Consider the following 21,436-nt stretch of genomic DNA (forward strand, 5'->3'; position numbering starts at 1 on the left):
CTGCTGCACAGCCGATCGCAGGCTGCACCAGCGGCTCCAGATCAGCGTCCGCCTTTCTTGTCGGGCAGCGGGGCGAAGAGGGCTTCGATGTCTTCGCTCTGCAGCTTCCAGTCCCCGGCCTTGCGCCCATCTAGCACCCCCGCGGCCAGGTCGGATTTCTCCTGCTGCAGGTGCTGGATTTTCTCTTCCACTGTGCCGCGGGCAATCAGCTTGTAGACGAACACCGGCTTTTCCTGGCCAATCCGATAGGCGCGGTCGGTGGCCTGGTTTTCCGTGGCCGGGTTCCACCAGGGGTCGTAGTGGATCACGGTGTCGGCTTCGGTCAGGTTGAGGCCGACGCCGCCGGCTTTCAGGCTGATCAGGAAGATCTGCAGCTTGCCGCCCTGGAAGTCCCTGACCGGCGTGCGGCGATCGCGAGTCTGTCCGGTCAGCAGGGCGTAGGCGACATTGCGGCGCTTCAGTTCGGCTTCGATCAGGCTCAGCATTGAGGTGAATTGCGAGAACAGCAGGATGCGCCGCCCCTCGTCGAACAGTTCCTCGAGCATCTCCATCAGGCTGTCGAGCTTGCCGGAGGAGCTGCCTCGCGCCGGCACCGCGTCTTCGTTGACCAGGCGCAGGTCGCAGCACACCTGGCGCAGTTTCAGCAACGCTTCAAGAATGATGATCTGGCTGCGGGCCACGCCCTTGCGGGTGATCTCGTCGCGGACTTTCTTGTCCATGGCCAGGCGCATGGTTTCGTACACATCGCGCTGGGCTTCATTGAGCTCCACCCAATGGATGATCTCGGTCTTGGGCGGCAGTTCGGTGGCCACCTGTTCCTTGGTGCGGCGCAGCAGGAAGGGCTTGATCCGCCCATTGAGGTGCTGCAGGCGCACTTCGCTGGCGTGCCTTTCGATCGGCACGCGGTAGTCGCGATTGAAGCTCTTCACGTCCCCCAGCCAGCCGGGCAACAGGAAATGGAACAGCGACCACAGCTCGCCCAGGTGATTTTCCAGCGGCGTGCCGCTCAGGCACAGGCGCTGCCGGGCATTGAGCGCGCGCGCGGCCTGGGCCGCCTTGCTCGACGGGTTCTTGATGTATTGCGCCTCATCCAGCACCAGGACATGCAGGGGCAGGGCGGCGAGTTGCTCGACATCCTTGGGCAGCAGCGCGTAGGTGGTCAGGATCAGGTCGTAGTCGTTCAGCCGGGCGAAGTGCTTATGGCGGCCGGCGCCATACAGGGCCAGGACCTTGAGTTGCGGCGTGAAGTGCGCCGCCTCGTCGAGCCAGTTGGGGATCAGGCTGGTGGGCATCACCACCATGCACGGCCGGTCCAGGCGCCCGGCGTTCTTTTCGCTGAGCACATGGGCCAGGGTCTGCAGGGTTTTGCCCAGGCCCATGTCGTCGGCCAGGATGCCACCGACCTCCAGTTGGCGCAGGGACTGCATCCAGCTCAGGCCTTCGAGCTGATAGGGGCGCAGCGTGGCGTTCAGGCCCGCCGGCGCGGGGGCCGAGTAGTCCTTGATGTCGCGCAGCCGCTGGGCGAAGGAGCGGATGTGTTCGCCGCCTTCCCAGAGCAGGGGCAGGTCTTCCAGCGGATTGAGGCGCGTCGCGTCGGCACTGCTCAGGCGCAGTGTGGTTTCGCCGGGTTCCTGCAGATAGAACTCGCCCAGGGTGGCCAGCACCGGCTTCAGCCGGCCATAGGGCAGGGCCACTTGCAGGGGGCCGTTGGGCGAGTTGGGGCGCCCGGGAATGTTCACCAGGATCAGCTCGTCGTCGCGGCGTCTGGCCAGGCGCTCCGGGTTGAGGATCTCGGTGTGGGAGCGCATCAGGTTGAGCAGGATCGGCAGCAGGCTCAGGCGCTCGCCGTTGACGATGATGCCCAGTTCCAGATCGAACCAGTCGCGCCCCGGCGCTTCGTCCACCGTGGCGTACCAGTCGTCCACGGCGGTCAGGTCGAAGCCGAAGTCGTCGTCGATCTGCAGCTCCCAGCCCTGGGTGCGCAGCTTGGGCAGTTCGTTGAGGGTGAAGGTCAGCCAGGCGCTGTCATTGACCATTTCATACAGCTCGCCGGCGCTTTCCGGCAGGGCTTTGCTTTGCCGGGTGGCAATCTTGAAACCCAGCGCCCGCAGTTGTTCGCGATAGCGTTGTTCGACTTCCGGCTGGCGCCTGATGCGCAGGGTCTGGTGTTCCTGGCGAATCACCACGTCGGCGTTTTTCTGCCCGCTGACGTATTCCTCCAGGTAGCTGAACGACAGCGCGGCACGGTGCTGGATGTAGCGCTGCATCTTGCCGTTGCGCGGTTCGAAGGCGCTGAACTCGATACTGGCCAGCCACAACCGGGGCACCGGTTGCACGTTGTCGACGATCTGTTGCGGCAGCGGGGCGGGGCTGCGGTTTTCCAGGACGGCCTGGAGTTTTTCCAGCAGCTTGGCGTCTTTCGCCGCCGCCGGGTAGGCCAGGGTCTCCTCGATTTTCAGCAGCACCGCGGCAATGTGTTTGCAATTACTGCGCACCGGGCAGGTGCAGGAGGCTTCGACCATCAGCAAGGTGTTCTTGGCCGACTCGCGCAGGCTGATGGTCTGTCGATAGACGTTGCCCCCCGAGCCCTCGCAACTGGCGGTGATGACGCTGTCGCCGGCCTGGACGATCCTGACGCGGTTCTCCAGGGCGTAGCGGCGGCCACGCTCCAGGGCTTGTTCCTTGAATCGGCTGACCCAGGAAGGTGCCAGGGGTTTGGTCAGGGTCGGGGGCATAGGGACTTCTGTCAGTCCACGATTTCAGGCGGCGCCTCGCGCGGCGTGGGGGCCGACAGCGAGGTGATCTTGATCAGCAGGGCCAGGTGGCCGTTGTCGAGGTAGTTGAGCTGGCCGTTCTTGGTGTGGCTTTCCTGTTTCAGGCGTTCGCTGGCGGTCACCAGGCCGTTGCTGTCGATCCGGTTGACCCAGAACTGCGCATCCACATCGGTGAAGCGCCCGAGCTTGAGGGTCAGGGTGCCCTCGATCGGGAACTGGCCGAACTGTTCCTGGCCCTCGCTGACCGCGACTTTCACCGGGTTTTCGTCCAGCGCCTGTTGCCAGGCCTTGTGCATCAGCACGCTGTAGTCACCGCTGGCGGTGAGTTTCTCGACCACGCCACCCAGCGCCGGGGTGCGCTGGCTGTCGGCGCCCAGGCGTTGGGCGCCGGCGGCCCAGTCTTCGGGGGCGGCGCGGCTGACGATGGCGGGAACCGCGTTCTGCCGGACCAGAATCATTTCGACCTGATACATGTCGGCAAACGCCGAGGGAGCGACCAGGGTCAGGAGCAAGGTCAGTGAGCGAAACAGGCGCATGGGGCGTCCTTCAAGCAGTTTTCGGGGTGAGGCGCTCGAACAGCGCCTCCAATGTGTTGAAGCGTTCTTCCGGACGTTCCATCGGCACCATGAATTTGAACAGCGTGGCGCCTTCAAATTTGTAGCGATTGGGTTGGCCCTGGATGAGTTTGATCAGCGCCAGCGGGTCCACCGGGGTATCGGCAGCGAACTCGAGACGACCGCCCTGCGGGCCGCCGTCGACCTTCTTGATGCCCAGTTGCTCGGCCTGCAGTTTCAGCAGGGTCAGGCGTACCAGGTTCTTGGTCGGTTCCGGCAGCAGGCCGAAGCGGTCGATCATCTCCACCTGCAGGTCCTTCAGGCCGTCCTCGTCGGTGGCCGAGGCGATGCGCTTGTAGAGGATCAGTCGCGCGTGCACATCCGGCAGGTAGTCTTCGGGAATCAGCGCCGGCAGGCGCAGGTTGATTTCCGGACCACCACCCAGCGGCTGGTCGAGGTTCGGCTGCTCGCCCTTGCGGATGGCTTTCACCGCGCGCTCGAGCATTTCCATATAAAGGGTGAAGCCCACCGCCTGGATCTGCCCGCTTTGGCCATCCCCCAGCAGTTCGCCGGCGCCGCGGATTTCCAGGTCGTTGGTGGCGAGCACGAAGCCGGCGCCGAGGTCCTGGGTGTTGGCGATCGCCTCCAGGCGCTTTTCCGCGTCCGGGGTGATCTGCTGGCGCGGTGGCGTCAGCAGGTAGGCGTAGGCCTGGTGGTGACTGCGACCGACCCGGCCGCGCAACTGGTGCAACTGGGCCAGGCCGAACTTGTCGGCGCGCTCGATGATGATGGTGTTGGCGCTCGGCACGTCGATGCCGGTCTCGATGATGGTCGAGGCGATCAGCACGTTGAAGCGCTTGTGGTAGAAGTCGCTCATCACCTGTTCGAGTTCGCGTTCGCGCATCTGCCCGTGGCCGATGCCGATGCGCGCTTCCGGCACCAGTTCGGCGAGGTCGGCGGCGCATTTCTCGATGGTCTTCACGTCGTTGTGCAGGTAGTAGACCTGGCCGCCACGCAGCAGCTCGCGCAGCAGGGCCTCTTTGACCGTGCTCTTGTTCTGCTCCATGACGAAGGTGCGCACCGACAGGCGTCGGGCCGGTGGCGTGGCGATGATCGACAGGTCGCGCATGCCCGACACCGCCATGTTCAGCGTGCGCGGAATCGGCGTGGCGGTCAGGGTCAGGATGTCGACCTCGCTGCGCAGGGCCTTGAGCTGTTCTTTCTGGCGCACGCCGAAGCGGTGCTCTTCGTCGATGATCACCAGCCCGAGATTCTTGATCTTCACATTGTCCTGCAGCAGCTTGTGGGTGCCGATGACGATGTCGATCTTGCCTTCGGCCAGGTCGGCCACCGCGGCATTCACTTCCTTGGCGGACTTGAAGCGGCTCATCACTTCCACGCTCACCGGCCAGTCGGCGAAGCGGTCGCGGAAGCTGTTGTAGTGCTGCTGGGCGAGCAGGGTGGTGGGCACCAGGATCGCCACTTGCTTGCCGCCGTGCACGGCGATGAAAGCGGCGCGCATCGCCACTTCGGTCTTGCCGAAACCGACGTCGCCGCAGACCAGGCGATCCATCGGCTTGGCCGCGAGCATGTCCTCGCGCACCGCTTCGATGGTGGTTTGCTGGTCGGGGGTTTCTTCGAACGGGAAGCCGGCGCTGAAGGTGGCGTAGTCGGCTTTCGGATCGGCGAAGGCATAACCTTCGCGGGCCGCGCGGCGAGCGTAGATGTCCAGCAGTTCGGCGGCGACATCGCGCACCTGCTCGGCGGCCTTGCGCTTGGCTTTCTGCCAGGTTTCCGAACCCAGGCGGTGCAGCGGCGCCAGGGCATCGTCGCTACCGGTGTAGCGGGCGATCAGGTGCAGGTTGGCCACCGGCACATAGAGCTTGGCGCCCTCGGCGTATTCGAGGGTGAGGAATTCTGCGGCCTGGTTGTCGATTTCCAGGGTGGCCAGGCCCAGATAGCGGCCTACGCCGTGATCGATATGTACCACCGGCGCGCCTTCGCGCAGCTCGGTGAGGTTCTTGATCACCGCATCGTTGTTGGCGTCGGCGCGTTTCTCCCGGCGCCGGCGCTGCATCACGCGCTGGCCGAACAGCGGGCTTTCGGCCACCAGCGCCAGGGCCGGATCGTCCAGCAGCAAGCCTTCGTCCAGCGGTGCGATGGTGATCGCCAGGCGATCCTTGCCCGCGACGAAGTCCGGCCAGCTGTCGACGGTCTTCGGCCGCAGCTTCAGGCGCTCCAGTAACTCCAGCAGCACCTCGCGGCGCCCGGCGGATTCGGCGGTGAACAGTACGCGTCCGGAGAATTCATCGAGGAAATTCGCCAGGGCCGCCAGCGGCTGATTGGCCTTGGCTTCGATGGCGAGGTTGGGCAGGGGCTGCGCCGGGAAGCGCTCGCGGCCGCCACCGGCCTCGATGTCCTGCTGGCTGGCAACCACCCGCGGCCAGCTTTTCAGGCGGGCAAAGCAGTCTTCCACCGGCAGGAACAATTCGGCAGGCGGCAATAAAGGACGGGATGGATCGACGCGGCGTTCTTCGTAACGGTTGCGCACGTCGTTCCAGAAGTTCTCGGCCGCCTGTTCGATGCCCGGCAGGGAAAACACCTGGGTGTCCTGGGGCAGGTAGTCGAACAGGGTCGAAGTGTCTTCGAAGAACAGCGGCAGGTAATACTCGATACCGGCCGGGGTGATCCCGCTGCTCAGGTCCTGGAAGATCGGGCTGCGGCGGAAATCGACGTCGAAGCGTTCGCGGAAACGGGCCTTGAAGCGGGTGACGGCTTCTTTTTGCAGCGGGAATTCTTTCGCCGGCAGCAGGCGCACCGAATCGACCTTGTCGATGGAGCGCTGGTTTTCCGGATCGAAGGTGCGCAGGGTCTCGATTTCATCGTCGAACAGGTCGATGCGATAAGGCAGTTTGCTGCCCATCGGGAACAGGTCGATCAGGGCGCCGCGCACCGCGAACTCGCCGTGCTCGTAGACCGTGTCGACACAGCGATAGCCGCTGGCTTCCAGGCGAGTGCGCATCTGTTCGACATCCAGCTTCTGACCGATGTCCAGCACCAGGCTGCTGCCCAGCAGGAACTTGGTCGGCGCCAGGCGATGCAGGGCGGTGGTGATCGGCACCACCAGCACGCCATGCTCCAGCTCCGGCAGCCGGTACAGGCTGGCGATCCGCTGGGAGATGATGTCCTGGTGCGGCGAGAACAGGTCGTAGGGCAGGGTTTCCCAGTCCGGGAAATGCAGCACGGGCAAATCCGGGGCGAAGAAACTCAGCTCCTGCTCCAGCCGTTCGGCACTTTGGCTGTCGGCGGTCAGCAGCAGGGTGAAGCGCTTGGCGGCGCTGGCAGCCTCGGCAATGGCGAGGCTGAGGGCGGCACCGGGCAGATTGCCCCAGTGCTGTTTGCCGGCGGCGGCAGGGAGTTGCGGTAGACGCAGAACGGGCACGGAAGGTTGAGCTCCAGCGTTGCGACAAAGTCGGTAATTGTAGCGGTCCGGCGTACCGGCTGTCAGTTGCTGATGTGTCTATTACGCGGTTGCGGAAAATGTAGTGGTTATGACAAAAAAACGCGTTTCTTGGCGGGAAATGTAGTGCCGAATCGGGGCGGTGTTACGGAGGGTTACAGACAACGCTGGGATACCGCGCAAAATGAGGCCTTTCTGGAACCCGCGTATTTACTGGGCTGGAGCGGGGTGTGTTTTTTCCGGATGGGTTTTTGTTACGTTCCGCGCGACAGGCGCGCATTGCTACGCAGGGGACTCGGCTGCATAATGTAGCCCCTTTTTTCAGCCCCTACATGTGGAAGGTTCCCGTGACTCAGAAGCCCGACCAGTGTCTTGGTGAATGGATCGACCGTGAAGCGCTCGCAGAAGCGATGATTCCGCTTATCGGTCAGCTCTACCGCAATAACAATGTGGTGAGTTCGATCTATGGCCGCAGCCTGATCAACCAGTCTGTCATCGCGATTCTCAAAGCTCACCGCTTTGCTCGCCATCGCTCTTCCGACGATAGCGAACTCTCCGTCCACGAAACATTCCCACTGCTCAAGGCCATGAGCGAGCTCAAGCTCGGCGCGGCTTCGGTGGACCTGGGCAAGTTGGCGTTCAAATTCCGTAACGAAGGCAATGGCCGCACCGCCGAGCAATTCGTTCGCGAAGAACTGGCTGACGTGGTTGGCCAGCAAAATGCTTCGCCCCGCAAAGGCACCGACGTGGTCCTGTACGGCTTCGGTCGTATCGGCCGTCTGCTGGCGCGCATCCTGATCGAAAAAACCGGTGGCGGCGACGGCCTGCGCCTGCGTGCCATCGTGGTGCGCAAAGGCGCCGAAAACGACCTGACCAAGCGCGCCAGCCTGCTGCGTCGCGATTCGGTGCACGGTTCGTTCAACGGCACCATCACCATCGACGAAGCCAACAACACCATCACCGCCAACGGCAACCTGATCCAGGTTATCTACGCGAAGAACCCGACCGAGGTGGACTACACCCAGTACGGCATCAAAGACGCGCTGCTGGTGGACAACACCGGTGTATGGCGTGACGCCGACGGCCTGGGTCAGCACCTGGCCTGCCCGGGTATCGACCGCGTCGTTCTGACCGCGCCTGGCAAAGGCAAGCTGAAGAACATCGTTCACGGTATCAACCACGCCGAAATCACTGCTGACGACAAGATCGTTTCCGCCGCTTCCTGCACCACCAACGCCATCGTGCCGGTGCTCAAGGCCGTGAACGACAAGTTCGGCATCGTCAACGGTCACGTCGAAACCGTTCACTCGTACACCAACGACCAGAACCTGATCGACAACTTCCACAAGGGCGATCGTCGTGGCCGTAGCGCCGCGCTGAACATGGTAATCACCGAGACCGGTGCTGCCACCGCTGCCGCCAAGGCCCTGCCTGAGCTGGCCGGCAAGCTGACCGGTAACGCGATCCGCGTTCCGACGCCAAACGTGTCGATGGCCATTCTCAACCTGAACCTTGAGAAAGCCGCTACCCGTGAAGAGATGAACGAGTACTTGCGCTACATGGCGCTGCACTCCGATCTGCACAAGCAGATCGACTTCGTCAATTCCCAGGAAGTGGTTTCCACCGACTTCGTGGGCTCGCGCCACGCCGGTGTGGTGGACGCTGAAGCGACCATCACCCAGGATAACCGCGTTGTTCTGTACGTCTGGTACGACAACGAATTCGGTTACAGCTGCCAGGTGGTTCGCGTGATGGAAGACATGGCCGGTGTGAACCCGCCTGCGTTCCCGCGCTAAGCCTTAGCCGCACATGAAAACGCCCCGACTTGTCGGGGCGTTTTTGTTTGTGGCGTTTGATGGGTGGCGAGATGAGTTGATTGGGCGGGCCTTTTCGCGGTCGATCAGGCACCACCCACTACTGCTGCCTGCGCAGTGCGCAGTTCATGCTTGTTGCCGCGGAACAGCACCAGGGTCGCGATCAGGCCCAGCACCGCCGCGCCGCTGAGCCAGATCCCCGGCGCCGCCTTGTTGTCCAGCGCATGGATCAGGTAGGTGCAGGCCGCCGGCGTGAAGCCGCCAAAGGTGGCGGTGGCCAGGCTGTAGGCCAGGGAGAAGCCGGTGGTGCGCACTTCAACCGGCATGATTTCGGTGAGAGCCACCACCATGGCGCCGTTGTATGAGCCATAGAGGAAGGACAGCCACAGCTCGACGATCAGCAGGTGGCTGAAACTCGGGTTGGCCACCAGCCAGGACAGGGCCGGATAAGCCGTGAGGATCGCCAGGACGGTCGCCGCCAGCAGCAGCGGCTTGCGCCCGACCTTGTCCGAGACGGCGCCCATCACCGGCAGCCAGAAGAAGTTCGACAGGCCGATGCACACGGTGACCAGCAGAGCGTCCAGGTCCGACAGCTGCAATTCGGCCTTACCGAAGGTCGGGGTGTAGGCGGTGATCAGGTAGAAGGACACAGTGGTCATCACCACCAGTGCCATGCCGGCCAGGACGATGCCGAAGTTCTGGCCGATGGAACGGATGATTTCCCGCAGGGTAGGGCGGTGCTTGCGTGCCTGGAACTCCGGGGTTTCTTCCAGCGAACGACGGATCATGAAGATCGCCGGCACTATCATGCAGCCCACCAGGAACGGCATGCGCCAGCCCCAGTCGCCCATTTGTTCCGGGCTCAGCCAGTGGTTCAGGCCAACGCCCAACAGGCCGGCGAAGACCACGGCGGCCTGTTGGCTCGCCGATTGCCAGCTGACGAAGAAGCCCTTGCGGCCCGGAGTGGAGATTTCCGCCAGGTAAACCGAGACGCCACCCAGTTCCACACCGGCAGAGAAGCCCTGCAGCAAGCGGCCGAGCAGCACCAGCAACGGCGCGGCGACGCCGAGGGTGGCATAACCCGGGACGCAGGCGATCAGCACGGTGCCCGCGGCCATGAGCAGCAAGGTGATGATCAGGCCCCGGCGCCGGCCATGACGGTCGATATAAGCGCCAAGAAAGATCGCGCCCAGCGGGCGCATCAGGAAGCCGGCGCCGAAGGTCGCCAGCGACAGCATCAATGACGCGAAAGCACTGTCGGCAGGGAAGAAGGTCTTGGCAATGGCCGTGGCGTAAAAGCCGTAGACCATGAAGTCGAACATCTCCAGAAAGTTGCCGCTGACAACGCGAAAGATCGCCTTGCCTTTGCCCGTGGTCGTGGACATTTTATTCACTCACTTTGGCTATTTTGTTAGCGATCCCTGGTCGTTATCCGTCCTGGCTGCACGGTCTGGGGCAGCTAAGCCGCAGGCCAGACAGTTTGTAACAATATGTGTATGAGTCTGCCGAGGCAACAAAAACTCTTAGCTTGCTTGCTAAGTAGATGGACGGCTCGGGATTTATTGCCAGCCAGTTCGCGGAATAAACCCGCAGGAGCGAGCTCGCGATGAGCCGGGTTCGGCCTGCATCAAATCCGCGCTGTCTGCCGCATAATGGCCCGCCCTGGTCGGACGAAACCGAGAGGGAAATCGATTGTCGGGAGGCGAAGTCTTGCTGGGTGGATCTTGGGTGCGAGGGTGGCTTCCTGTCGTTCTGGCAATGGCCCTGGCCGGATGCGGCCGGGGCGATTCGCTGGAAAGCTTTGGCGGCCCGACCATGGGCAGCACCTACTCGATCAAGTACGTGAGGCGGGCAGGGCTGGCCGCGCCGAGTGAGGTGCAGGCCCAGGTCGAGCGGATACTTGCGCAGGTCGACCGGCAGATGTCGACCTATCGCAGCGACTCGGACATCGAACGCTTCAACGACCTGCCGGCCAATAGCTGCCAGGTGATGCCGGTGGCGGTCCTGCGATTGATCGAGATTGGCCAGCAGCTGTCGCGGGACAGCCAGGGCTCCTTCGATCTGACGGTCGAGCCGTTGCTCAACCTCTGGGGCTTCGGTCCGCAGGGGCGCGGGGAAGCGGTGCCGAGCGATACGGCGCTGGCGCAGGTGCGGCAGCGAGTCGGCTATACCCATCTGCGTATCGAGGGCGACCAGCTGTGCAAGGACGCCGCGGTCGAGGTGGATTTCAACAGCATCGCCGCCGGTCATGCGGTGGACCGGATTGCCGCCAGGTTCGCGGAAATGGGCATCGACAGTTACCTGGTCGAAGCCACTGGCGAACTCAAGGCAGTCGGCAGGAAACCCGACGGTTCGGCGTGGCGCATTGCCCTGGAGGAGCCGCGGGGCGATCGACAGCTGGCCGAGCGGGTCATCGCCGTCGATGGTTATGGGGTTTCGACTTCCGGCGACTACCGCAATTATTTCCAGCGCGACGGACAGCGTTATTCCCACACCTTCGACGCCCGCACCGGCAGGCCTGTCGAGCATGGGCTGGCTTCGGTCACGGTGATTCATCCCGCGGCCGTGATGGCCGATGGTTTGTCGACCCTGCTGCTGATCCTCGGTCCCGAGCGCGGTTGGGATTACGCGGAAAAACACGATATCGCCGCATTTTTTGTGATTCGCGCCGATACAGGCTTCGTCACACGCAGCAACCGCGCGTTTGATCGCCTGTTTGCCGGACAAAAGCAGTAATCTTGCGCGGTGCCGCGGCGCGATGTCGCAGGCAAAAGTAGCCGGCGACGCGACCAAGGGTTAATGTGCGCGGCGTTGACGCTTCTATAGACTGTGCCCGGGTTCGTAACCGAGCCAAATTGATCCTTCATGCCGCTGGCCGCGGCATGATTTAGCCGCAGGTGCCACATCGGGTGCCGCGGCCTGTTCTGAGGAGTACGCATGGCTGTCTACAACTACGACGTAGTGGTGCTGGGTTCAGGCCCCGCTGGAGAAGGTGCGGCGATGAACGCCGCGAAAGCTGGGCGCAAGGTAGCGATGGTCGATAGCCGTCGCCAGGTCGGCGGTAACTGCACCCACCTGGGCACCATCCCGTCCAAGGCCTTGCGTCACTCGGTCCGGCAGATCATGCAGTTCAACACCAACCCGATGTTCCGGGCCATTGGCGAGCCACGCTGGTTCTCGTTCCCCGACGTATTGAAAAGCGCCGAGAAGGTCATCTCCAAGCAGGTCGCCTCGCGCACCGGCTACTACGCGCGTAACCGGGTCGACGTGTTCTTCGGCACCGGCAGCTTCGCCGACGAGCAGACCATCGAAGTGGTCTGCGCCAACGGTGTGGTCGAGAAGCTGGTGGCCAAGCACATCATCATCGCCACCGGCTCGCGTCCGTATCGCCCGGCCGATATCGATTTCCACCACCCGCGTATCTACGATAGCGACACCATCCTCAGCCTCGGCCACACCCCGCGCAAACTCATCGTTTACGGCGCTGGCGTGATCGGTTGTGAATACGCCTCGATCTTCAGTGGCCTGGGGGTACTGGTCGAGCTGGTGGACAACCGCGGCCAGTTGCTGAGCTTCCTGGACTCCGAGATCTCCCAGGCGCTGAGCTACCACTTCAGCAACAACAACATCACCGTGCGCCACAACGAGGAATACGACCGCGTCGAAGGCCTCGACAATGGCGTGATCCTGCACCTCAAGTCGGGCAAGAAGATCAAGGCCGACGCCTTGCTCTGGTGCAATGGCCGGACCGGCAATACCGACCGGCTGGGCATGGAAAACATCGGGGTCAAGGTCAACAGCCGTGGCCAGATCGAGGTGGACGAGAACTACCGCACCTGCGTGCCGAACATCTACGGCGCCGGCGACGTGATCGGCTGGCCGAGCCTGGCCAGTGCCGCCCATGACCAGGGGCGTTCGGCCGCCGGCAGCATCGTCGACAACGGCAGCTGGCGCTTCGTCAACGACGTGCCGACCGGGATCTACACCATTCCGGAGATCAGTTCGATCGGCAAGAACGAGCAGGAACTGACCCAGGCCAAGGTGCCGTACGAAGTGGGCAAGGCCTTCTTCAAGAGCATGGCCCGCGCGCAGATCGCCGGTGAGCCGCAAGGCATGCTGAAGATCCTGTTCCACCGCGAAACCCTGGAAGTCCTGGGCGTGCACTGCTTCGGTTACCAGGCTTCGGAGATCGTGCACATCGGCCAGGCAATCATGAACCAGCCGGGTGAGCTCAATACCCTGAAGTACTTCGTCAACACCACGTTCAACTACCCGACCATGGCCGAAGCCTATCGGGTAGCCGCTTACGACGGCCTCAACCGGCTTTTTTGAGCGACTCCGGCCGGTGGCCTGAGCCGGCCGGGGAGACCGATTTCAGTAACTCTCGAGCGTGGCGCTGGCCAAACCGGGAAAGTCTGTAATCAGGCTGTCTACGCCGAAGTCGGCGAGCCTGCGCATCAGCGCAGGCTCGTTGACTGTCCACACCGACACATGCAAGCCCTGACGCTGCGCCCGTTGCAGCCGCTCCGGGGTGCAGAGTGTCCAGTTCAACGCCAGAATCTCGCAGCCGTAGCTTTGCGCGACCTTCAGCGGGTCGAGCCAGGCGTATTCGGCGACCAGCCCGCGCGACAGATCCGGGGTCAGCTCGACAGCCGCCTTGAGCACTTCCCGTGAGCTGGAGGTGACGGTGACCTTGTCCAGCAGGCCGAAACGCTGCGCCATCTCGCGAATCGCCAACACCGTGGTGGCGGCACGGGTGCGCGAAGCGCTCTTGACCTCCAGCTGCCAGTGCTCGAAGTCGCATTTTTCGAACAGTTCTTCCAGGCGCGGGATCGGGCAGGGCGTGACCCAGCCCGGGCCGCCCTTGCGAGCGTCATAGGACACCAGTTCTTCGGCGCTGTGTTCGACCACCTTGCCGCGGCGGTCGGTGGTGCGCTTGAGGGTCGGGTCGTGGATCACCATCAACTCGCCGTCCATGGACAGGTGCAGGTCCAGTTCGCAGCGGCGCACTCCATGCTTGAGGCACTGCTGGAAGCTGGTCAGGGTGTTTTCCGGTGCTTCGCCTTTAGCGCCGCGGTGGCCATAAATCAGGGTCACGATTGCTCCTTCACGGAAATTTTTCCATTAGATGGTCGGTGCTGCGCGATGGGGCCGCAGGTCAATCGGCTGCCGGGTCGTTCTGCTCTCGGGCCTGGCGACGTTCCTGGGCTTGCTTCTGCAGGATATAGCGCGCCAGCAACTGGCGTTGGGCGTCGGTCAATGCTTCGAACTCGGTACCGATTTCGAAAGTGCCGAAACTGCGGGTTTCGCAATGGGTGACCTTGGCCCGCAACAACAGGCCCAAGGCCTGGGGCATCAGCAGCAGCTTGACCGCCAGGTGGGTGCCGGCCGAGTAGGACAGGTGATGTTCGAACTCGATGCCGCCCTCGGAGAGAATCACCCGCTGCGGCTCGCCGAACTTGCCGAGCACGGTCTGCGCCACCACCTGACTGAGCAGGTCGATGCGCTTGTTCATGGACTTGAGGTAGTTGGCCAGGGTCCGGTCGCGCTCGCTGACCTGGCGCAGCAGGTGCTGCGATTCGAATTCGCTCAAATGCAGCTCGCTGAGCAGGTTGAACAGCGGCGACGCATCCTGCAACACTTCCTTGCTCGCCGCTTCGTGGGCGGACAAGGGGCTAATTTCCAGTGCGATCGTGTCCTCGATACGGTAGTATTCGCGGCGATCTTCTTCATCTAATGTCGACATGGCGAACCCATGGTAGCGGCGGTGGTCTGAGTGTAAAGCTGCTTACTAGGACCCGCCACAAGGACGTCTTCTTTTCCTCCGAACAAGCCCCGACATGTTCAGACCTCTCTTCGTATTTATTGGCACGCGTTATACCCGTGCAAAGCGCCGCAATCATTTCGTGTCATTCATTTCCCTGACCTCGATGATCGGACTCGCCCTTGGCGTGGTCGTGATGATTGTCGTGCTGTCGGTGATGAACGGCTTCGACCATGAGATGCGCACCCGCGTGCTGGGCATGGTGCCCCACGCGACCATCGAATCCGGTGAGCCGATCAGCGACTGGCAAGGCCTGGCCGACAAGGTCAAGCAGAACCCCAAGGTGCTGGCGGTTGCGCCGTTCACCCAGATGCAGGGGTTGCTGACCAATAACGGCCAGGTGCAGAAAGTCCTGCTCAACGCCATCGATCCGGCCAAGGAACGCCAGGTTTCGATCATCGATAACTTCATGAAGCAGGGCAAGCTGGACGACCTAGCCCCCGGCAGCTTCGGCATCGTGATCGGCGACAAGGCCGCGACCAAGCTGGGGGTTGGCCTGGGCGACAAGCTGACCTTCGTCGCGCCCGAGGTCACGGTGACCCCGGCCGGGATGTTCCCGCGCATGAAGCGTTTTACCGTGGTCGGCATCTTCCATGTCGGCGCCGGCGAGCTGGACGGCTATCTGGGCCTGACCAACCTCGACGACCTGGGCCGCCTGCACCGCTGGAAACCGGACCAGGTGCAGGGCCTGCGCCTGAAGTTCGACGATCTGTTCCAGGCGCCGCGCACCGCCTGGGAAATTGCCGAGCAACTGGGCGAGAACCAGTACTACGCCCGTGACTGGACCCGTACCCACGGCAACCTGTACCAGGCCATCCGCATGGAAAAAGCCATGATCGGCCTGTTGTTGCTGCTGATCGTCGCCGTGGCCGCCTTCAACATCATCTCCACCCTGGTGATGGTGGTGAACGACAAGAAGGGCGATATCGCGATCCTCCGTACCCTGGGCGCGACGCCGGCCAGCATCATGGCGACCTTCATGGTCCAGGGCACGGTGATCGGCGTGATCGGTACCTTGATCGGCGCTGTGGTCGGGATGTTCGCGGCGTTGAACGTGAGCGCGGCGATCTCCGCCCTCGAAGGCCTGATCGGGCACAAATTCCTCAATGCCGACGTGTACTTCATCGACTACCTGCCATCGCAACTGATGGCCGAGGATGTGTTGATGGTCTGCGGCGCGGCACTGGTCCTGAGTTTCCTCGCCACCCTGTATCCAGCCTGGCGTGCCGCGCGCACCCAGCCGGCGGAGGCGCTACGTTATGAGTGAGTTGGGCATGAGTGAAAAAGCAATTCTGAGCTGCCGCGACCTGGGCAAGTCCTACGAGGAAGGTCCGGAATCGGTGGTGGTGTTGTCCGGCCTGCAACTGGAGTTGCACCCGGGCGAGCGCGTGGCGATCGTCGGTACCTCAGGTTCGGGCAAAAGTACCTTGCTCAACCTGCTGGGTGGCCTCGACACGCCGACCAAGGGCAGCGTCTGGCTCGACGGCGAGGAGCTTTCGGCGCTGAGCGAGAAGGGGCGCGGCCTGCTGCGCAACCGCGCCCTCGGCTTCGTCTACCAGTTCCACCACTTGCTGCCGGAATTCACCGCCCTGGAAAACGTCTGCATGCCGCTGCTGATCGGCAAGACCGCGATCCCGGAAGCCCGTCAACGGGCCACCGCCTTGCTGGAGCGGGTAGGGCTGGCCCATCGCCTGGAGCACAAGCCGGCCGAACTGTCCGGTGGTGAGCGCCAGCGTGTGGCCATCGCCCGTGCTCTGGTCAACAAGCCAGGGCTGGTGATGCTCGACGAGCCGACCGGCAACCTCGACTCCCACACCGCGCAAGGCATCCAGGACTTGATGCTGGAACTCAGCACCTCGATGCGTACCGCGTTCCTGGTGGTGACCCACGACATGAACCTGGCTCGCCAGATGGACCGCGTCCTGCACCTGCAGGAAGGTTTCCTGACGCCCATCTGACTGGCTGCAACCCGGCGCCTGAAACAGGCGCCGGGTCTTTAATTTCCATACGGTGCCCCAGCGAATGTTCAGACCGTTATCGATCTTTATCGGCACGCGCTATACCCGCGCCAAGCGCCGCAATCGCTTTGTTTCCTTCATCTCCATGACCTCGATGATCGGCCTCGCCCTGGGCGTGCTGGCGATGATCGTGGTGTTGTCGGTGATGAACGGTTTCCAGCGCGAAATGAGCTCGCGCATCCTCGGCATGGTGCCCCACGCCACTATCGTCGGCGTCAAGCCGATCGACGATTGGCAGCCGGTGGCCGCCGCGGCGATGAAAAATCCCGAGGTGATGGCCGCGGTGCCGTTCACCGAGATGGAAGGCATGCTCTCCTACAAGGGCTCGATGCAGCCGATCCAGATCAGCGGCATCGACCCGGCCCAGGAAGGCAAGGTCTCCATCGTTGCCCAGCACATCGTCCAGGGTCGCCTGGATGCCTTGAAACCGGGCGAGTTCGGGGTGGTGATCGGTGAGATCACGGCACGGCGCTTCCGCCTGAATGTCGGCGACAAGCTGACCCTGATCGTGCCGGAAATCAGCTCCGCGCCGGGCGGCATCACCCCGCGCATGCAGCGCTTGAACGTAGTCGGGGTATTCAAGGTCGGGGCCGAGCTCGATGGTTCCATGGGCCTGATCCATGTGGCCGATGCCGCCGAGATGCAGCACTGGCAGCCGAACCAGGTGCAGAGCGTGCGCCTGGCGGTCAAGGACCTGTACGCCGCGCCCAAGGTTTCCGGCGATATCGCGGCCAGCCTGGGCGCTGGCTTCAAGGCCGATGACTGGACCCACACCCAGGGCAGCCTGTTCAGTGCGATGAAGATGGAAAAGACCATGATCGGCCTGTTGCTGTTGATGATCGTGGCCGTGGCCGCGTTCAACATCATCGCCACGCTGATCATGGTGGTGAACGACAAAGGTGCGGACATCGCGATCCTGCGCACCATCGGCGCCACGCCACGGCAGATCATGGCGATTTTCATGGTCCAGGGGACGGTGATCGGTATCGTCGGTACCTTGATCGGTGGCGTGCTGGGGGTGATCGCGGCGTTGAACGTCAGTGCGCTGGTGGGGTGGCTGGAGCGGGTCAGCGGCCAGCACATCTTCAGTTCCGACGTGTACTTCGTCAGCAACCTGCCTTCCGAGCTGCAGGGCGGCGATGTGGCCCTGATCTGTACCGCGGGTTTCGTTCTGAGCTTCCTGGCGACCCTGTATCCAGCCTGGCGCGCGGCGAAGGTCGAGCCGGCGACGGCGTTGCGTTACTCGTAAGGCCCAAGCCCGCTATCGCGAGCAAGCTCACTCCTCCGGGGAGCTTGCTCGCAACCCCTGCGCTAGTCCTGCCTCGGCAACTCAATCACAAAGCTCGTCCGGCCCTGCGCCGATTCGCAACGAATCTGCCCGCCATGGGCGCGGATGATCGATTGAGTGATGGCCAGCCCCAAGCCTGCATGTTCACTGCTGCCTTCATGGCGCGCCGGGTCGGCGCGGTAGAAGCGGTCGAACAGCCGTGGCAAGCGTTCGGGCGCAATGCCTTCGCCGGTGTTTTCCACCCGCAGGTATGAACCCTTGGCGGTCTCGCCAAGCCGCACCCGCACTTCGCCGCCAGCCGGGGTGAAGCGCAGGGCATTGTCCAGCAGGTTGGAAAGGGCGCGACGCAACATGCTGCGGTCGCCCTGGATCTTCGCACTGCCTTCGCGCCCCAGGGCGATGCCGGCGTCTTCGGCCAGGGGCGAATAGAACTCCAGCAGCATGTCGGTTTCCTCACCCAGCTCCAGGGCTTCGCGCTTTGGCGTCAGCAGGCCGTGGTCGGCCTTGGCCAGGTAGAGCATGTCGTTGACCAGTTGGGCCATCCATTGCAGCTCTTCGAGGTTGCTGTGCAGGGCTTCGCGATAGTCTTCCAGCGCCCGTGGGCGGGTGAGGGTGACCTGGGTGTGGGTCAGCAGGTTCGACAGCGGGGTGCGCAGTTCATGGGCGATGTCCGCCGAGAACGCGGAGAGGCGCTGGAAGGAGTCGTCCAGGCGTCCGAGCATGGCATTGAAGGCCTGGGCCAGTTCGGCCAGTTCGCCGGGCATCTGCTGCTCCGGCAAGCGCTGGGTCAGCGAGCTGGCTGAAACACCCGCGGCGACCTCGCTCATCCGCCGTAACGGACGCAGGCCGCTGCGCGCGGCCCAGGCCCCGAGCAGCGCAGTGGCCAGGGCCGAAAGGCCGACGGTCAGCCAGATCAGGTGCTGCATACGCTGCAGAAAGTGCTGGTGGTGGGTGATGTCGAGCATCAGGGTCAGCTCTGGCGAGCCGGCCTGGCCAGGTTCCAGGGCCGCACTGTAGATGCGGTAGGCGGTACCGTCGTGTTGCAGGCTGTGCAGCCCGGTCGGCTGGGCCGGAGCGGCCGGCAAACCCGTGGCGCTGTCAAACCAGAGGGCGCCATCCGCGCCTGTGACCCGCAGCGTCAGGTCCGGTTGATGGCTGAGTTCATCCTGCAACTGCGCCTTGCGTTCGGCAAAGCGTTGCGGGTCGTCGGCGCCCTGCAGCGCGCTGCGCATGGCGATCAGTTTGCCTTCCAGCAGTTGCTGGTCGAGTTCGATGAAGTGCGCTTCGCTGGCGCGGCTGAACAGCACCCCGGCCAGCAGCGAAACCACCGCGGTGCAGCCGGCGAACAACAGGGCCAGGCGGCCGCTCAGGGTCAAGCGGCGCATCAGGCCTGGCGCTCTTCGAGCACGTAGCCCATGCCACGCACGGTGTGGATCAGCTTGTTCGGGTAATCGTCATCGATCTTCAGGCGCAGGCGGCGGATCGCCACCTCGATGACGTTGGTGTCGCTGTCGAAGTTCATGTCCCAGACCTGGGAGGCGATCAGCGTCTTGGGCAGCACTTCGCCCTGGCGCCGCAGGAGCATTTCCAGCAGCGAGAACTCCTTGGCGGTGAGGTCGATGCGCTGGCCGCTGCGTTCGACTCGCCGACGAATCAGGTCCAGGCGCAGGTCCGCCAGTTGCAGGGTGGTTTCCTGGGGCGTGGAGCTGCCGCGGCGCAGCAGGCTGCGGACCCGGGCCAGCAATTCGGAGAAGGCGAAAGGCTTGACCAGGTAATCGTCGGCGCCCAGCTCCAGGCCGTGAACCCGGTCTTCCACCGCATCGCGCGCGGTCAGGAACAGCACCGGGATCTCCAGCCCGGCGCCGCGCACGGCTTGCAGGATCTGCCAGCCATCGCGGCCCGGCAGCATCACGTCGAGAATCAACAGGGAATAGTCGCCGGTCAGTGCCAGGTGTTGGCCGGTGGTGCCATCGGCCACCAGTTCGGCGTTGAAGCCTGCCTCGCTCAGGCCCTGGCGCAGGTAGTGGCCGGTTTTCGGTTGGTCTTCGACGATCAGCAGTTTCATGGGCGGCTCATGGCAAATGGAACGCGGGCTTTATACCGTGGGCGGTGGCCGCATGGCACAAGCTGACAAAGTTGTAATCTAGCAGTCAGCCAGTTGGCAGCGCTGCGGCCTTAGAGTTTCACACAAGCTGAACCTCATCTTATTGGAGTGCGATTATGTTTTTGCCCAAGGGTGTTTTACCTCGTTCGTTGACGCTGGCCGCGTGTTTGCTGGCATTGGGTGCGCCGGCCTGGGCATCGCCGGTGCAGACCTACGATTTCGGTCAGGCGGCCTCGGCGGCCAAGGCCACGCGTACGGTGGAAGTGGTCATGAACGACATGTCCTACACCCCCAAGAGCCTGGACATCAAGGCTGGCGAGACCGTGCGTTTCGTCTTGATCAACAAGGGCCAGTTGCTGCATGAGCTCAATCTCGGTACCGCGACCATGCATGCCGAGCACCAGCAGGAAATGCTGAAGATGCAGCAGAGCGGCATGCTCACGCCCACCGCGATGAAGAACATGCCCGCCGGGGCCATGGATCACGCCGCCATGGGCCATGGCGCGATGCCCGGCATGACGCACGACGACCCGAACAGCGTGCTGGTAGAGCCAGGCAAGACCGCTGAGCTGACCTGGACCTTCAGCAAGGCCGGCAGCCTGGAGTTCGCCTGCAATATCCCGGGGCACTATCAGGCAGGCATGGTCGGCAAGCTGACGGTCAGCCAGTAAGCGCCTGGGACTCAAAGGCGGAGGCAAAGACTGATAGAATCGCCTGATTCTTCAGTCAGGTTTCCGCCATGCATCCCGCAGCCGAACATTCGCCGCTGGGCAAGTCCAGTGAATACGTCTCCACCTACACGCCATCCTTGCTGTTCCCAATCCCGCGGGCGGCAAAATGGGCCGAGCTGGGCCTGAGCGCCGACACCCTGCCTTATAAAGGCGTGGACTTCTGGAACTGCTTCGAGCTGTCCTGGCTGTTGCCCTCCGGCAAGCCGGTGGTGGCCATCGCCGAGTTCAGCATTCCGGCGGACTCACCGAACATCATCGAGTCGAAGTCGTTCAAGCTGTATCTCAACTCGCTGAACCAGACTCCTTTCGCGGATCGCCAGAGCCTGGAGGAGACCTTGCGTGCCGACCTCTCTGCGGCGGCCGGCAAGCCGGTGGGCGTGCGCATCCGCAGCCTGGGCGAAGTGGAGGCAGAAGGTGTGGTGGCCTTGCCGGGTGCCTGCATCGACGAGCTGGATATCAGCGTCAGCAGCTATGAACACCCGCGTCCGGAGCTGTTGCAGTGCGACAGGTCGCGGATCGTCGAGGAGAGCGTGCACAGCCATCTGCTCAAATCCAATTGCCCGGTCACCAGTCAGCCGGACTGGGGCAGCGTGGTGGTGGAGTACCGTGGTCCGGCGCTGGACCACGCCAGCCTGCTGGCCTACCTGGTGAGCTTCCGCCAGCACTCGGATTTCCATGAGCAATGCGTGGAGCGGATCTTCCTCGACCTGCAGCGTTTGCTGCAGCCGGAGAAGCTGACGGTGTACGCGCGTTATGTGCGTCGTGGTGGACTGGACATCAACCCGTATCGCAGCACCGAAACCGCGAGTTTCGCCAACTTTCGACTGGTTCGCCAGTAATGAAAAGCCCCGCTCTGGTAGCGGGGCTTT

16 protein-coding genes are annotated in these 21,436 nt (G+C 63.2%); 8 read left to right on the forward strand and 8 right to left on the reverse strand.

Translation table 11 applies throughout. The features are described from left to right. Positions 1 to 41: 41 nt before the first annotated feature. From AC07VU_RS16000 to mfd, 3 genes are read right to left on the reverse strand one after another with little or no spacing between them, the layout of a single operon-like run. Entirely contained in the window at positions 42 to 2,735 is a 2,694-nt protein-coding gene (locus AC07VU_RS16000; RefSeq protein ID WP_457275979.1) for a DEAD/DEAH box helicase, read from the reverse strand. 11 nt (positions 2,736 to 2,746) lie between these two features. After that, on the reverse strand, positions 2,747 to 3,310 hold the full coding sequence (locus AC07VU_RS16005) for a CsiV family protein (protein ID WP_092418193.1): 564 nt from the start codon (positions 3,308 to 3,310) through the stop codon (positions 2,747 to 2,749). A gap of 10 nt (positions 3,311 to 3,320) precedes the next feature. Beyond that, on the reverse strand, positions 3,321 to 6,770 hold the full coding sequence (gene mfd / locus AC07VU_RS16010) for a transcription-repair coupling factor (protein WP_495030131.1): 3,450 nt from the start codon (positions 6,768 to 6,770) through the stop codon (positions 3,321 to 3,323). Positions 6,771 to 7,120: 350 nt separating this feature from the next. Between mfd and AC07VU_RS16015 the strand changes: the two genes are divergently transcribed. Next, positions 7,121 to 8,584 carry a glyceraldehyde-3-phosphate dehydrogenase gene (locus AC07VU_RS16015; protein WP_007921292.1) on the forward strand — a complete coding sequence of 488 codons (1,464 nt, stop codon included), beginning with the start codon at positions 7,121 to 7,123 and terminating at the stop codon, positions 8,582 to 8,584. Positions 8,585 to 8,688: 104 nt separating this feature from the next. Here AC07VU_RS16015 and AC07VU_RS16020 read toward each other — a convergent pair whose 3' ends face one another. Continuing rightward, the gene (locus AC07VU_RS16020; protein WP_092418195.1) at positions 8,689 to 9,987 is read right to left on the reverse strand and encodes an MFS transporter; all 1,299 of its coding nucleotides are present in this window, start codon (positions 9,985 to 9,987) and stop codon (positions 8,689 to 8,691) included. Between the two features lie 373 nt (positions 9,988 to 10,360). On the opposite strand from AC07VU_RS16020, the gene AC07VU_RS16025 reads away from it, so the two are divergent. Both AC07VU_RS16025 and sthA read left to right on the forward strand, forming a co-directional pair. Beyond that, a complete protein-coding gene (locus AC07VU_RS16025; RefSeq protein WP_495030132.1) occupies positions 10,361 to 11,338 on the forward strand; it encodes an FAD:protein FMN transferase in 978 nt (325 codons plus the stop codon). A gap of 201 nt (positions 11,339 to 11,539) precedes the next feature. Then, positions 11,540 to 12,934, forward strand: a complete 1,395-nt coding sequence (gene sthA / locus AC07VU_RS16030; RefSeq protein ID WP_007926939.1) for a Si-specific NAD(P)(+) transhydrogenase — start codon at positions 11,540 to 11,542, stop codon at positions 12,932 to 12,934. Positions 12,935 to 12,976: 42 nt separating this feature from the next. On the opposite strand, the gene AC07VU_RS16035 is transcribed toward sthA, so the two are convergent. Together AC07VU_RS16035 and AC07VU_RS16040 are read right to left on the reverse strand one after the other, a co-directional pair. Continuing rightward, positions 12,977 to 13,699, reverse strand: coding sequence for a glycerophosphodiester phosphodiesterase (locus AC07VU_RS16035; RefSeq protein WP_007926940.1), 723 nt, complete (start codon positions 13,697 to 13,699; stop codon positions 12,977 to 12,979). 61 nt (positions 13,700 to 13,760) lie between these two features. Then, the gene (locus AC07VU_RS16040) at positions 13,761 to 14,348 is read right to left on the reverse strand and encodes a PilZ domain-containing protein (protein WP_274306083.1); all 588 of its coding nucleotides are present in this window, start codon (positions 14,346 to 14,348) and stop codon (positions 13,761 to 13,763) included. Positions 14,349 to 14,442: 94 nt separating this feature from the next. Between AC07VU_RS16040 and AC07VU_RS16045 the strand changes: the two genes are divergently transcribed. From AC07VU_RS16045 to AC07VU_RS16055, 3 genes are all read left to right on the forward strand, one after another. After that, positions 14,443 to 15,693: a lipoprotein-releasing ABC transporter permease subunit gene (locus AC07VU_RS16045; protein ID WP_007926943.1), complete on the forward strand. Its 1,251-nt coding sequence runs from the start codon at positions 14,443 to 14,445 to the stop codon at positions 15,691 to 15,693. Positions 15,694 to 15,700: 7 nt separating this feature from the next. Next, positions 15,701 to 16,384, forward strand: coding sequence for a lipoprotein-releasing ABC transporter ATP-binding protein LolD (lolD, locus tag AC07VU_RS16050; protein WP_164523762.1), 684 nt, complete (start codon positions 15,701 to 15,703; stop codon positions 16,382 to 16,384). A gap of 64 nt (positions 16,385 to 16,448) precedes the next feature. Continuing rightward, positions 16,449 to 17,693, forward strand: a complete 1,245-nt coding sequence (locus tag AC07VU_RS16055) for a lipoprotein-releasing ABC transporter permease subunit (RefSeq protein WP_277588242.1) — start codon at positions 16,449 to 16,451, stop codon at positions 17,691 to 17,693. Positions 17,694 to 17,755: 62 nt separating this feature from the next. On the opposite strand, the gene AC07VU_RS16060 is transcribed toward AC07VU_RS16055, so the two are convergent. Together AC07VU_RS16060 and AC07VU_RS16065 are read right to left on the reverse strand one after the other, a co-directional pair. Beyond that, positions 17,756 to 19,117 (reverse strand): heavy metal sensor histidine kinase, encoded by a 1,362-nt coding sequence (locus AC07VU_RS16060; protein ID WP_274306086.1) that lies wholly within the window; start codon positions 19,115 to 19,117, stop codon positions 17,756 to 17,758. Then, positions 19,117 to 19,797, reverse strand: a complete 681-nt coding sequence (locus AC07VU_RS16065) for a heavy metal response regulator transcription factor (RefSeq protein ID WP_124308064.1) — start codon at positions 19,795 to 19,797, stop codon at positions 19,117 to 19,119. The genes AC07VU_RS16060 and AC07VU_RS16065 overlap by 1 nt, the downstream gene beginning before the upstream one ends. Positions 19,798 to 19,952: 155 nt before the next feature. Here AC07VU_RS16065 and copI point away from each other — a divergent pair, with 155 nt between their 5' ends. Together copI and queF are read left to right on the forward strand one after the other, a co-directional pair. Then, a complete protein-coding gene (gene copI, locus AC07VU_RS16070; protein ID WP_495030133.1) occupies positions 19,953 to 20,507 on the forward strand; it encodes a copper-resistant cuproprotein CopI in 555 nt (184 codons plus the stop codon). Positions 20,508 to 20,575: 68 nt separating this feature from the next. Beyond that, on the forward strand, positions 20,576 to 21,406 hold the full coding sequence (queF, locus tag AC07VU_RS16075) for an NADPH-dependent 7-cyano-7-deazaguanine reductase QueF (RefSeq protein ID WP_007926963.1): 831 nt from the start codon (positions 20,576 to 20,578) through the stop codon (positions 21,404 to 21,406). The last annotated feature ends 30 nt before the right edge of the window (positions 21,407 to 21,436 follow it).

It is taken from the genome of Pseudomonas sp. GW821-FHT02B10, assembly GCF_059421865.1.